Source organism: Bacteroides zhangwenhongii, assembly GCF_009193325.2.
GTDB classification, from domain to species: domain Bacteria; phylum Bacteroidota; class Bacteroidia; order Bacteroidales; family Bacteroidaceae; genus Bacteroides; species Bacteroides zhangwenhongii.
Map to the genome: position 1 here is coordinate 4,027,383 of NZ_CP059856.1, position 14,494 is coordinate 4,041,876.

General features: G+C 41.9%; 10 protein-coding genes. 3 read left to right on the top strand and 7 right to left on the bottom strand.

Going from position 1 to position 14,494, the window contains the following annotated elements:
* Positions 1 to 23: 23 nt before the first annotated feature.
* On the top strand, positions 24 to 491 hold the full coding sequence (locus GD630_RS16000) for a PD-(D/E)XK nuclease domain-containing protein (RefSeq protein ID WP_238482929.1): 468 nt from the start codon (positions 24 to 26) through the stop codon (positions 489 to 491).
* Positions 492 to 630: 139 nt separating this feature from the next.
* On the opposite strand, the gene GD630_RS16005 is transcribed toward GD630_RS16000, so the two are convergent.
* The 7 genes from GD630_RS16005 to nadB all read right to left on the bottom strand — a co-directional run bounded on the left by GD630_RS16005 (position 631) and on the right by nadB (position 12,608).
* A complete protein-coding gene (locus tag GD630_RS16005; RefSeq protein ID WP_143867286.1) occupies positions 631 to 1,872 on the bottom strand; it encodes a Calx-beta domain-containing protein in 1,242 nt (413 codons plus the stop codon).
* A gap of 28 nt (positions 1,873 to 1,900) precedes the next feature.
* Entirely contained in the window at positions 1,901 to 2,119 is a 219-nt protein-coding gene (locus tag GD630_RS16010) for a hypothetical protein (RefSeq protein WP_143867284.1), read from the bottom strand.
* A 16-nt stretch (positions 2,120 to 2,135) separates the two neighbouring features.
* Positions 2,136 to 3,545, bottom strand: a complete 1,410-nt coding sequence (locus GD630_RS16015) for a RagB/SusD family nutrient uptake outer membrane protein (RefSeq protein WP_143867281.1) — start codon at positions 3,543 to 3,545, stop codon at positions 2,136 to 2,138.
* A gap of 12 nt (positions 3,546 to 3,557) precedes the next feature.
* A complete protein-coding gene (locus GD630_RS16020; protein ID WP_143867278.1) occupies positions 3,558 to 6,881 on the bottom strand; it encodes a SusC/RagA family TonB-linked outer membrane protein in 3,324 nt (1,107 codons plus the stop codon).
* 18 nt (positions 6,882 to 6,899) lie between these two features.
* Positions 6,900 to 9,203 (bottom strand): S9 family peptidase, encoded by a 2,304-nt coding sequence (locus GD630_RS16025; RefSeq protein ID WP_143867274.1) that lies wholly within the window; start codon positions 9,201 to 9,203, stop codon positions 6,900 to 6,902.
* Positions 9,200 to 10,756, bottom strand: coding sequence for a S8 family serine peptidase (locus GD630_RS16030; RefSeq protein WP_143867272.1), 1,557 nt, complete (start codon positions 10,754 to 10,756; stop codon positions 9,200 to 9,202). Before GD630_RS16030 ends, GD630_RS16025 begins: the two co-directional genes overlap by 4 nt.
* Before the next feature lie 280 nt (positions 10,757 to 11,036).
* Positions 11,037 to 12,608, bottom strand: a complete 1,572-nt coding sequence (gene nadB / locus GD630_RS16035; protein ID WP_143867271.1) for an L-aspartate oxidase — start codon at positions 12,606 to 12,608, stop codon at positions 11,037 to 11,039.
* A gap of 106 nt (positions 12,609 to 12,714) precedes the next feature.
* Here nadB and GD630_RS16040 point away from each other — a divergent pair, with 106 nt between their 5' ends.
* On the top strand, positions 12,715 to 13,119 hold the full coding sequence (locus GD630_RS16040) for a PH domain-containing protein (RefSeq protein WP_143867269.1): 405 nt from the start codon (positions 12,715 to 12,717) through the stop codon (positions 13,117 to 13,119).
* The gene (gene lpdA, locus GD630_RS16045; RefSeq protein WP_143867266.1) at positions 13,116 to 14,459 is read left to right on the top strand and encodes a dihydrolipoyl dehydrogenase; all 1,344 of its coding nucleotides are present in this window, start codon (positions 13,116 to 13,118) and stop codon (positions 14,457 to 14,459) included. Before GD630_RS16040 ends, lpdA begins: the two co-directional genes overlap by 4 nt.
* Positions 14,460 to 14,494: the final 35 nt, after the last annotated feature.

Genomic DNA, 14,494 nt, shown 5'->3' on the forward strand with positions numbered 1-14,494 from the left:
CGGGAAGCTTTTCGTTTCCGGACGTGGAACTTTTTGTTCCGGTCTATCGGCGTTTTATTGACGACCGTCAGTTGGAACCTGTTATTGAGAACTATTTCAAGGAGTATCTCGGACAATTTCCTGCTCAGGTATTTGATAAGATCAATGAGAATTTCGTCCGTTGTTCTTGCTATGAGGTGATGAGTCGATATCTAAGCAATTGCTATACCTTTGCTTTGGAACAAAATTTGCCCAATGGGCGTGCAGACCTTGTGTTGACCGGTATTCCCGGCTCTACTTTCCATAATGATTGCCGTGTCGTTGAGTTCAAATATTTCAAGGCTAAAGATGCAAGTATGGTTGAAAGCTTGAATGCTCCACGCATGGAAGATGTGAAGCAGGTGGACAGTTATGTTGCTGATATTAATCACCAATTTCCCAACTACAGGATACGTACGTATGTCGTTTATCTGGCAGCAGGAAAGGTGTGTAAGATATGGGAATTAATGTAGGGTATTAATAAGCTACGTTTGAAAATCTCTCTATAAGAAACAGGAAGAAATTATTAATCCCTTTGTCCCGTATCAAATCAACGGAACAAAGGGATTAATAATAAATTAGGAAAAGCTGCTTTATTGTGCGCTCCTAGTTTTATTCTACTTTGCTAAAGTGAATACGAAGTGGAGCATCTTCCATAGAGCCCATAAATTCATAAATCATGGCTCCAAAATCTTCTCCTTGCGGTTCATAATCATCCAATGTGCATTCCAATACTTCTTTACTATCTACTGTGATTAGTCGGAAACCGACAAGGGCCGGACGGATGTCTTTGTAGGTAGTAGAGAAATTGACGTTTACATCAGGTATTTCCAGTATGGATACTTTTACCTTTGCACCTCTTTCTTCTTGGAACACCTTATTTCCTTCTTCTTTGAAAGTTATTTTACGGGGAGATGTCCCAAAATAATTCTTCAGATCTCCCGATAGATCGGGAGTGAATGTATATTCCAAGTAAGAATTACCTTTAAATGTTATTCGGTCTGAAGGTGTCCCTTTCGGTGCTTTGTCGATATCTTCCATATAGTCTGTGAACAAACTGAGATTTGTTATTTTATCAAACGCCCAAGTTCCGGTAAATATATCCGGTCCGCTTATAGTGACAGTAAGTGTGCCGTTACTACCTATAGCATATCCGTCTTTATTAGCTAAACGGAGGATAAGTTTATCTTTCCCTTCTTCTTTCTTCAGGTATCTGATAGAGAAACTTCCTATATATTTGTTGATAGGAACAACAGCCTTGGCTCCGTTTACGAATTCATAATGTACCCCTTCTATTGCGGTAGAACTTTCATCTACTTCAATATCGAAGGTTGTCTCTACTTTTACCTTATATACTCCTCCTTTCATATTAGTCAGTTTGATAGAGAAGTCAGCACTGAATCCAATTTTTCCTGTACTGTTCTCAAAGGACATTATGATTCCATTATTATTTAATAAGTTTACAGAAGCATAATTCATCAATCCCAACGAGAAACCTTCCGGAGCTTTTTGTAGATTAACATATAATTCTTTATTTTCATCACCGATATTTTCTTCAATACGGGTTAATGTAAAAGTAGCTTCTGTCTCACCTGCTTTCAGTAGGATGGATGATTCCGATGCAGTGAAATCTACACCTTCAACAGCCGTTCCAGCAAACAGAATAGGAATAGAGACATCCGTAGGAGGAGCTTGGTCAGCCTTTATTTTCAATTCTATACTCCCTTTGGCCAATGTATAGAATGGCTGGTCGATATAGATTTGAGGCAGGCGCTGGTTATCATCAGATGAACAGGAAGCAAGAATAAATGTCATGCTCATCAATATATATAGATAATGCCCTAATTTCTTCATAACATTTCTTGGTTTTTTGTGGTTATTGCTATTGATTTATACTGCTTTCATATTCTGCTTTTATCGCATTATATTCCGCTACTTCTTCAGTAGTCAACACAGTAGGATTGGGTAATTTATAGGTTTTATTTATGAAATTAGTATCTGATTGCGGTGGCAATTCATCTATATCTTCGCAAGCTGCGTAAATTGCTCCGGATAATGCGAGGGAGATCATAAATATCCCGCTATATATTTTCTTTTTCATATTTAAATCCTCCATTTTATTTATTTTGTATCTCTTTATATCCAGGATTTTGTATCAATCCGTTCTCTAAATCCAAATCGTGCAAAGGAATTGGAAAAGTATACATATATTTCTCTGTCACATACTTTAGGCCATTGAGTGCTGTCCAATATTCCGGTGAGCCATTCCGTTTTTGCTCAAAGAAACGGTCTCCTTCCAGAAATAACTCTTTTCTGCGTTCTTGCAGAATGAATCCCATTAGTGGGGTTAGAGCATTACCCTCTACATCCGTTTTTATGACTTCTTTGTCTGAGAGAGCTGGTAGTTTGTCAACTGTCAGGTCGGTATAATTATTGATGCGATGCGCCCGCAGTTCGTTGATGGATTTCAGGGCTTTGTCTTCTTGCTTCATGTGATAATAACATTCCGCTTCCATCAGCTTGAATTCGGCTGCTCTCATACCACAAAAGAAAATCTTTTTTGCTTGCCGTTCGGTATTTACCCAAAGTGCATAGCGGATATCGCTTGTTTTTTCTTCTTCGGAGAAAGTACTTAAAAAACGCAGGCTGACGGGGCGATATTTAAGGGTGGTATTTACTCCGGACAGATCGTCGCTGCCGGTGGCTGTGACAGCAAGATATGATTTTAAAAGCTGGTTGCCCGTCAATTCGTACGCGTTAGTCATCATGGCTTTGTATGCCTCACCTTCCAATAAGGGATATTTATTCAATAAGTCTTGGGCTATCGGAAGTGCTTTGCTCCATTGCCGTGTCCAGAAATACATACGAGCCTGATATCCTTTTACGACATCTTCCGTGAAACGGTAGATCTTATCATTGATATGATATCCGGCAGCCTTTTGCAGATCAGATTCTATCTGATTGATAGTGGCTTGCATGGTACTGCGGAGTGGCTTTTCTTCCATATCAAATGTTGTCACAAGTGGAAGCCCGAGCTGTGTGTCAAATTCTCCCGTACGGGGTACTTCGCAGAATATCCGTAATAATTGATAATATGCCGCACCTCTTATGGCGTAGGCTGTCCCCCGAATTTTATTAGCTTCTTCCGTATCGTTTTCTTCCATTTCATTCAATACGATATTACAGTCGCGAATAAATTCATAAAGAGATTGGTAGTAATTGGTGTATTGATTTTGGCGGATAATATCACCTACGTATGTTGCTAAAGCACGTGCGCCCGATCCGGTTAGACAAGTTTCAAAATTATCACCGCATACGGCATCCCATGTCATCCATTGATTGGCATTACCTACCAAATAGCTGTCTGAACCGGCGTCAATACTGTTAAGGCGTGTGTGAATAAGTGCTGAGAACTCTTCTGCCGTCTTAGGGATGGTACGTCCGTAAGGCTTTATATCTAAATAGTTGCTACACGATACGCATAATAATGCTAGTATCGCAATACTTATTATATTTCTTTTCTTCATAGTGCTCTGTTCTTAAAATCCGATAGAAACTCCCATAGAGAAGGTACGTGGAGTAGGATAAACTGCTCCTGGGGTTTCGGGGTCAATACCGGAATAGTTGGTTATTATAAATAAGTTGCTAACACTGAATGACAATGCCAATGAACTGATACGTGCTCTTTTAAGCCATTCGTTTTCAAAGTTATAGCTTAATAATAATGATCCGAGTTTGAAATAAGATACTTTCTCCAACATCGAGGCACGAGTGATCTGGCTACTGATTGTCATGTAATTATCCAGTCCGAGATATTCTCCATACGCATCAATGATACGTGGGTATCCATTGGTTATCGGGTTGTCTTTTGTCCAACGATTCACACGGTCTTTTGTTACGTTCAGGAAATTGGTATACAGGTCATTTTCTTGTGTAGGAATACTTTCAATGGGTGAGGATGATTCATTCAGCATAGTGTAGGATACCGGACAAGTGATATTGTTCAGTATTTTTCCTCCTAAAGAATAAGAACCTCCTAAACTCAGGTTTATTTTCTTGTATGATAAAGAGATGGAATATCCTCCGTTGGTAGGTGCGTTACTGGTTCCCAAATAGAAAGCATAGTTTTTAGCTTCACCACGGTCTGCTTCCGTAGACATTGTAACGTCCGGACGGGTGGCATAAGCATAAATTCCTAATTTCTCATCAATGCCTATTACTTTTCCACTGACAATAGAACTTAATGGGTAGCCTACGTAGTTAGAATTGAAAATGCTTCCATTAGGCGAGGAATATTTTAGCAACTTATTACGGTTGTAAGCAATATTGGCAGTTAATGAAAGATTCCAATCTTTAGTTTTCAATACATTTGCGCTTATTGTCACTTCCGCTCCTTGATTCAGCAGCTCTGAGGTGTTATAACTTTGAGATGAAAATCCTGTAGTGTAAACCACCGGTACATTGGTCACGGCATCTCGTGTACGTCTGTCATAAAGTTCACCTTGCAGGCGCAGACGGTCATTCAGAAAACCTATATCCATAGAGATTTTCATATCGCGTGTTTTTTCCCAGCGTAATTTGGCGTTCGGGGCATTCCGTAATGTTCCCATGCGGTAATAATCATTGTCGGCTTTGCGGAATGAGTTTTCATAATCCATTACCAATTGTGGATAAACAGACTTATTAATGTTTCCTGTATATCCGAATGCAGCTCGTAAAGATAAAGTGCTGATAATAGGTTTTAAAGGTTTCATGAACTCTTCCTGATCAACATTCCAAGATAGACCGACAGAGCCGGTAGGGTTGAATTGTTCATTGCTACCGAAATTATTCGAGCCATCGGTACGTCCTGTCAAACTGAGAATATAACGTTGCTTGAATACATAGTCTAATGAAAGGTAAAAAGAAGCGAAGGCGTCTTCTACAATACTTTGACCGGATAGCTGATCAACGATGGCTGCATACGAAATCAGGTTGTTATAGCCTATATCCATACTTTCCGGATATATAGGGATAGAAGAATTACCGGATATGGGATCATATCCATATCGTTTTTCGTAGATGCTTTTGGAATATTGTCCTCGTATCTCCGAGCCTAACAATGCGCTTATATAATGGTCGCGACCGAAGGTGTTGAAATAATGGAGCTGGCCGCGTAAATTGTAATTGGTGTTATAAGCATTGGTCTGAGTAATAGAACCGTATGTACGCTTAGATATACTACTAGCACTACCTTCAAATGGGCGGTCCTGCCAAGCGGCGTATGTGTTTTTGCCATTGATATTATCGGAGGCATTTGTCACATATCCGTAAGAGGCCAATCCTTCGAAACTTAAATTGTCTAAGATGTTAACACTTAGATTAGCGATTAATGATGCGGACATATTCTTGGTCTCGTTGGATGTTTCATTGATTTCCCGGAAAATATTGTATCCACCATCCGGTAATAATTTGTCATAAGCACCATTAGCATGAGTTATACTGTAATATGTATTGTCTGCTGCATATGATCCGTCTTCGTTGTATATTCTTTCGTATGGATTGGCAAAATAGGCATACTTGAAAGGGTCAACATTCAGTGATGGTGAAGTGGATTCCTGTATAGCCATATCAGCAGAGATACCTAGTTTCACCCGTTTGTTGGGCTTCATATCAAGTTTGGCACTTACATTGTAGCGTTCGTAATCGGTCTTTTTTACTAGTCCATTGTTTTTCGAATATCCTAAGGAAACGTAATAAGAGTTTTTTTCCGATCCTCCGGAGAGAGAAAGATAATGGCTGTTTGAAACTGAATTTTGAAATAATTCGTCAAACCAATCAGTTGTTTGTTCGCCAAGACGGGCTATTTCCGCATTTTGCTGTTCTAAAGTCATATTGGCGTATTTCCCGTACCCGGATCGAATCATGCCGACCGCGCCAATAACCGGATAGTGAGTACCATCGGCAAAACCTTTGGCAGAGAATTCATTCCATAACTCTTGCTCCCAAGCCAGTTTCTCACTGGAGTTCATTAGATTAGCGTTGCCTGGAGGTCTTGTGACGATAGAAACATTGGCTGAATAATTAATACTCATTTTCCCTTCTTTTCCTCGTTTGGTTGTTACTACAATAACGCCTCCTGCTGCACGAGAGCCATAAATGGCTGTTGCTGAAGCATCCTTCAATACTGTGATAGATTCAATGTCGTTTGGGTTAATTCCGGAGATACCATTTGCAAAGATTTCATTGAAATCACCTGCACGGATTTGGCTGCTTGATATGCTTGGAATATCTTTCTGCAAAGGTACCCCGTCTACCACCCACAATGGTTCTGCATTACCTGTAATTGTGTTTGTACCACGAATACGTATTTTGGCCGATTCTCCCGGGCGACCGGAAACAGCTTTCACGTCCATTCCGGCAACTTTTCCTTGCATCAACATATCCAAATTGGCTGTAGGGGCTCCTTTCAGGTCTTTGGCTGTCAGTGTTGCCAGTGAACCGGTAGTACGGCGTTTGGTCGTACGTTGGTATCCGGTGACTACTACCTGATCCAGTTCGGAGGTTTCATCTTCTAATGTGATATAGCCGGACAGTGGCTTGGTTACTCGCATGAATAGCGGTTTCATACCCACATACTTAAATTCAATCTGGGTGTTCCGGTCTACCCACAGAGAAACTTCTCCTTGGTCGTTAGCCACTACTCCCTGTGCCTTACCGGTAACTTTTACTGTTGCACCGGGCAAGGGATTCTTGTCTACGTCTACAATGGTTACTTTCACTAGAATGGTCGCATCGCCTTGCGGCTTTTGAGCGAACAGGATTGTAGCCATGCAACAGAGACAGACAAACACGAATGCTTTGAATGTTTTCTGATACTTCATAAGCTTTTTGAGTTAGGGTTAATTATGATTGATGATATCAATATGTTGCTTTACCGGTTGAATGAGATTCTCTACAAAATAGTAGCGGATCAAATTCTGATAATAGGGACACATTACTCCATGGTCTTTTCCCGGCAGGATAAACATATCGAAACGTTTGTTGGCTTTTATCAGAGCGTCTGCCAGGCGATAGGTAGATGAAGGAGGAACATTCTTATCTACATCGCCGGTGATAAGCATCAGATGGCCTTTTAAGTTCTTAGCCAGTTCCATATTGGTCGGAATCTTGGTGGAAAATACCGTTTTTCCGGTCTTTGGATCAGTCTTCTCGGTCAGTCCGTGAAATGCTTCTCCCCACCATTGGATATAGATATTGTTGTCATGGTTGCCCGAAGCAGCTACCGCTACTTTATAAAAGTCGGGATAAGTGAGGATGGCGGCTACTGTTTGGAATGCTCCTCCGGAGTGTCCGTAAATACCCACACGGTTAAGATCGATGAACGGGTATTTCTTTGCTAACTGCTCAATTACGCTTTTATCATCAGCCAACGGATAATCACGCAGATTACCGTAGCCGAAGTTATAGAAATCGTGTCCACGCAAAGGAGAACTTCCACGTGGAGCCACATTGATGACTATAAACCCAAGCTCAGCCAGTGATTGGTTACCATTATCGTCAAGTGTGAATGATTGCGGAATCTGATCATCTTGGGGACCGGGATACACATTGCTGATAATAGGATATTTTTTGTTCTTATCCAGTTGAGACGGTAGATACATGAGCCCGTAAAGATCTGTTTTCCCATCGGCCGCTTTCAACTTTAACAGTAAAGGCGGTTGCCATCCTGCTTTTCGCAACAGGCTGTCGTCCATGCGATTTACCTCAAAATATTGTGTGGGACGGTCGAGAGACAATACATTCATTACAGGCGCCAAGTCCATACGTGAATATGTATCGATGGCATATCGTTGGTCGTCGGACAGGGTTAATTCGTGGTTACCGTTTCCCGGAGTGAGTAGCGTTTGTTTTTTTCCGTCAAAATCGGCCTTATAATAAAAGGTATAATAAGGGTTAGTATCAGGTTCGTTACCATATCCGGCAAAAATGATATTTCTTCGTAAGGTATCTATATGTACGATACTGCCTGCTACGAGGTTATCACCATGTGTAATGCGGTTTAGTAATCGTCCGTCACTATTGTACAGATAATAGTTACCTTTTCCTGTACGTTCCGACCACCAAATGAAATATTTTCCTTTTTCTATAATGCGATAGCCCGATAGGGTCAAGTTGATGTGCGGAGCACATTCTTCCGAGATAAGCTCAGTGACTGTGCCATCTGTCACGTTGATACGGCAAAGGTCTATTTTATCACCCTTACGGCTTCTGCGCGTGAAAAAAAGAGCTTCGGGAGAACGGAAATAGTCCAAAGTTACTACTTGGTCAGGATATTTCCCAATCGGTAGCATCTTCCCTTGTTCATGGTCGGCATCATACCAAAACATACGGTATTGACGCACTCCGGCATCACCGGGCATAGGCATCTTGAAGGTATTTGTCGTCGGACGTTGCCGTGCAAGGGAGTTGATAAGGCTGATTTCTTTTACTTCACTCATATCCTGCATTAGGCAGACATAACGGTGTCCCAGCCAGAATCCTTTGGTGTTAGACTCTATTGTGTCTTTAGAGCAACGGTAAGTATAGGACGCATCCTCTTTACCGTCTTTTGTCAGACGGTGTATGATTCTTGTACGGTTGTTACGTATATAGAGGTCATATCCGCATCCCAACATAGTGAAGAGTGAGTCAGAACTATGGTACGATGGTTTGAGAACAGGGCGTTCCTTCTTTTTGTTTTCTGCCTTTATCTGTGTCAGTATTCCGGTGCGCATGTCATACACCATAGACTTTCCTTTCTTATCAAGATAAAAGCGGTTGAAGTCATTCTTCTTAAATCGATACCCGTAAAGCTGTATATTCCTTGCGTCAAGTGTGTCACCCGTGATTCTTGCATATTGTTGCACGAATTGCAGGTTATCCTTTATCATATTGCGTTTTTTACCATTCTTGGCATTAACCAGATAGTAAGAAACTCCATTATCTTCTTTTACATTATAGTAAAAATAAGAACTACCTTCAATCCAGTTGGGATAAGGTCTTTTGCCTTTTATATATTGCTCCAGTGCATCAGAGGAAAATTTTTCAGCACGTGCCCAGTCCACATCGTTTACAGTACTGTTTACCGATGTGGATGTTCCTTGTGCTTGTATGCATAAGCAAAACAGCAGGCCTATAAAACCTATGACAGTGTTTTTTCTCATCTCTTTTTATATTCGGTTGCTAATTTGACTGCTTGTAGTGCGTCAATGATTCCTCCGCTTGTACAACGATCTTTTAAATTGTCAGCCGGACGAACGCTCTTTATTAATATCTCTTTGATTTGTGTGGCCGTCAGCTTTGGGAAATGGGCACGTAACATTGCCGCTACACCACTTACTATGGGGGTGGCTATACTGGTTCCTTGTGATACCATGTATTTGTTGCCTACCGTTACCGAGGTGATTTCTTCTCCAGGAGCGAATACATCTACTTCTTTTGCTCCATAGTTGGAAAACTGACTTAGTTGCCCTTTCTTGTCAGAAGAACCGACTCTCAAGTAATTAGGGAATATTTTTCCTTGCGCATCCTTTGCTGAAGGAAAATAGGTGATGAGATCGATATTCCGTTTGTTATTGCCTGCCGCTTGGATGATAAGTACGTCTTTTTTGAGAGCATATTCAATAGCCTCATTTACCATGTCGGCATCGGGTGAGGTGTATTTTCCTAAACTCATGTTTATAACCTTAGCGCCATTATCTACTGCATAACGGATAGCGGTTGAAATGTCTTTGTCGTATTCGTCACCGTCAGGAACGGCACGTATGATCATCAACCGCGCTTGGGGCCAGACACCGGTAATGGCAGCATTATTGATTCCTTGTCCGGCAATCACTCCTGCAACGAAAGTGCCATGGTCGCATCCTTCTGCTTGTAATAACGAATTTCCGTAAAAACGGTCTGAAGGATTTTTTAAGTCGTCGCCCATTAATAACCTTTTGTCAGCATCATGCTCGATACCATATAATCTTTTCTGCATCAAGGCAAATGTGTTGCGGTGTTGCTTATGAACATCTTTCCATAATGATTTTTTTCCACTCTTGAACATATCGACAAAAAGTGTTTGGCAGGCGTTGCCCCATGCCGGATCTTCAATAGGAAGATGAGTTAATCCATTGACTGTAAGTGTGTCTATATTTATTCCGGGAATAGTAGTCAGCACAGAATCTATCAGCTGATATGCTTGGTCTTTTGCGGCCGTATAACCCACATATTTTATATAACTCATGATACCCGCCTTCTTTTTCATCTTTTCGTAGTAGGCATATTCAGTAGTATCTTGTATATCTGCCGGATCGATATTTTTATATTTGGGATATAACCGTTTGAATTCGCGGTACTCTTCAGTTCCGGCACTGGTCATGTTGAATGTCCCGTCTTTAGTTCCGAGAAAGTTCCATCCGTGCAAATCGTCCGCGTATCCGTTTTTATCATTGTCTTTTCCGTCGATTTTTTCTTTTGGATTACGCCAAAGTGCGGGTGCTAGATCGATAGAGGTCGTATCTATACCCGAATCGATGATACCCACGATGACTTGCCGGTGGGGTTTTAGCTTTTTTTCTTGTAGAAAGTGTAGGGCTTTTTCCATATTTATGCCCTGCAATGTATCATTATACACTTTGTACCAGTTTGAATACGCTGTTGTTTGTCCTTTGAGATTGTTTACGGATATCCCTATAAGGATGAGCAAAAAGATTGGTAGTTTGAATTTTCCCATGCTTTCATGTTTTTATATTTGCCATATCTGTGGCAAATAGGATGATGGCACAAAAATACAATATAATAATTAAAAGACAATAAATCCAGCCTGTAATTTAATAAAAAGAATAAATATTCGGGAATAGCTGTGAAATCCTGTGTTTATAGACTTGCATGTTAGGAATGTGATATGAGATAGGTATAAAAGACTAAAAACGCGTAAAAAGAACAAGGTAATCGTTCTTTTTACGCGTTTTTTAATATTCTACTTACACTTTGTAAGTTGTGGAATGTTCCTGTTAATCTTTCTTATGCGGATAATCAATCGTGTAATGCAAGCCTCGACTCTCTTTACGTTCCATAGCCTGTTTTGTGATGAGATACCCCACATTGATCATGTTGCGCAATTCGCACAATTCGCGGGTAGCCTTGCTACTCTTGAACAGCCGTTCGGCTTCTTCATAGAGGATGTCCAGTCGGTTCCATGCACGTATCAACCGGGTATTACTGCGGACAATGCCAACGTATGCTTCCATGATCTGGTTAACTTCCTTCATACTTTGGGTAATCAGTACACGTTCTTCATTGGAGATGGTTCCTTCGTCGTTCCATTCGGGGATATCTTCGTTAAAGTCATAACGTTCCAATACACTGAGCGCATGTTTGGCGGCAGCGTCGGCATAGACAATCGCTTCTATCAGCGAGTTGGAAGCCAGACGGTTGCCTCCGTGCAGACCTGTGCAGGAGCATTCTCCTAACGCATACAGGCGGCGGATATTGGATTGTCCGTCCAGATCGACCGTGATACCGCCACAGAGATAGTGTGCTGCGGGTGCCACAGGGATGTAATCTTTGGTAATATCAATGCCGAGACTGAGACATTTCTTATAGATATTGGGGAAGTGCTTCTTCGTCTCTTCCGGGTCTTTGTGTGTCACGTCGAGGAATACATGGTCTTCCCCACGTTGTTTCATTTCATTGTCAATGGCGCGGGCCACGATATCACGTGGAGCCAGTGAAAGCCGTGAGTCATATTTTTGCATGAACTCTTTGCCGTCTTGTGTACGCAGTACGGCACCATATCCACGCATCGCTTCCGTGATAAGAAAAGCGGGGCGGTCCCCCGGATTGAAGAGGGCTGTAGGATGGAATTGGATAAACTCCATGTCTTTCACTGCACCTTTGGCACGATAAACCATAGCAATACCGTCTCCCGTAGCTACCAAAGGATTGGTCGTATTACGGTAAACAGCTTCACAACCACCTGTTGCCATCACGGTTACTTTGGAAAGGAAAGTATCCACTTCGCCTGTTGCTTCATTCAGCACGTATGCGCCGTAGCATTTGATACCCGGTGTATAACGGGTGACGATAATTCCCAAATGGTGTTGCGTGATGATCTCTACGGCAAAGAAGTTCTCGAATACTGTGATATTAGGGTGCTTTTTTACTGTTTCTATCAGACTCTCCTGAATCTCGGCGCCTGTATTATCTTTGTGATGAAGAATACGGAATTCCGAGTGTCCGCCTTCTTTATGTAAATCAAACTCTCCGTCTTCTTTCTTATCGAAATTTACTCCCCAATGAATAAGTTCGTTGATCTGTTCGGGAGCATTGCGGACTACTTTCTCCACAGCATTTCGGTCGCTGATCCAATCTCCGGCAATCATTGTGTCTTCAATGTGCTTCTCGAAATTATCTACTGCAAGATTGGTTACGGAAGCTATACCGCCTTGTGCAAAAAAAGTGTTGGCCTCTTCCAATCCGGCTTTACAGATAAGTGCAACTTTACCTTTGTGCGCTACTTTCAGTGCAAAACTCATACCGGCAATTCCGGAGCCGATGACGAGGAAATCGAATTTTCTTACCATAGTTTTGTTATTTCTCACCGCAAAGCTACAAAATAAGTTACTTCGTTGTACTTTTCGTTGTCACTAATTCATAAAATTGCTACCTTGCGGGCAAAAATCTGACAAAATGAATCGAATTTTCCATGCACGTATTGCTTGGTACCAATATTTCCTGTTGGTAGTACTTACTGTGAACGTTGTCGGTGCATTGTGGTGTAAGTATATCTTGCCGGCGGTGTTGCTGATACTTATGCTGATTGTTGTGATCGAGCAGATTATCCATACTGTTTATACGGTTACTCCTAACGGGATTCTGGAGATATCTACCGGGCGTTTTATTCGTAAAAAAGTAATTCCTATCTCTGAGATTACCGCTATAAGGAAATGCCACTCTATGAAGTTCGGGCGTTTTTCGGTGACGGAGTATGTGCTGATAGAATATGGAAAGGGTAAGTTCGTCTCTGTGATGCCTGTCAAGGAACGGGAATTTGTCGAATTGCTTGAAAAAAGATTAACTGATTATATACTATGAAGTATCAACTAATTATTATTGGTGGCGGTCCTGCCGGATATACAGCCGCCGAAGCTGCCGGTAAGGCCGGTTTGAGCGTATTGCTTATCGAGAAAAATAATCTGGGTGGTGTTTGTCTGAATGAAGGATGCATTCCGACCAAGACATTATTGTATTCGGCAAAGACGTATGACGGTGCCCGCCATGCGTCAAAGTATGCGGTGAATGTCTCCGAGGTATCTTTCGACTTGGCAAAAATCATTGCCCGTAAAAGTAAAGTAGTGCGTAAACTGGTATTGGGAGTAAAATCCAAACTGACTTCCAACAATGTTACGATAGTGGCGGGAGAAGCACAGATCATTGATAAAAATACGGTTCGTTGTGGTGAAGAAACCTATGAAGGGGATAATCTGATACTTTGTACAGGATCTGAAACCTTTATCCCTCCTATTCCGGGAGTCGATTCCGTAGATTATTGGACGCATAGGGAAGCATTGGACAATAAGGAGCTGCCCGCTTCACTTGTCATCGTTGGCGGTGGAGTGATCGGAATGGAATTTGCCTCGTTTTTCAACAGTCTTGGAGTACAGGTGACGGTTATAGAGATGATGGATGAGATTTTGGGCGGTATGGATAAAGAACTCTCCGCTTTGTTGCGTGCTGACTATATGAAACGGGGAATTAAGTTTTTGCTTAGTACGAAGGTCGTTGCTTTGTCACAGACAGAGGAAGGCGCCGTTGTCTCATACGAGAATGTGGAGGGGAGCGGAACAGTTGTTGCGGAGAAATTACTGATGAGTGTCGGCCGTCGTCCTGTGACGAAAGGTTTCGGACTTGAAAACCTGACTTTGGAAAAGACAGAGCGTGGTGCCGTCAAAGTAAATGAGAGAATGCAGACATCCCTTTCTAATGTCTACGTTTGCGGTGATTTGACCGGATTCTCTTTGCTGGCGCATACGGCTGTCCGCGAAGCGGAAGTTGCCGTACATTCCATCTTGGGAAAAGAAGATACTATGAGCTACCGCGCTATTCCGGGAGTTGTCTATACCAATCCGGAGATTGCCGGAGTGGGCGAAACGGAAGAATCGGCTTCTGCAAAAGGCATTCAGTATAAAGTAGTAAAACTTCCTATGGCCTATTCCGGTCGTTTTGTTGCGGAAAATGAAGGAGTGAACGGAGTTTGCAAAGTATTGTTGGATGAACAGCAGCGGGTGATTGGCGCTCACGTATTGGGAAATCCCGCTTCGGAGATTATCACTCTTGCGGGGACTGCCATTGAACTCGGACTGACGGCAGCACAATGGAAAAAGATTGTTTTCCCACATCCCACGGTAGGAGAAATCTTCCGGGAAACGTTGTAGTACGAATTAATAAGATTGGAGTGCGTGACTGGACA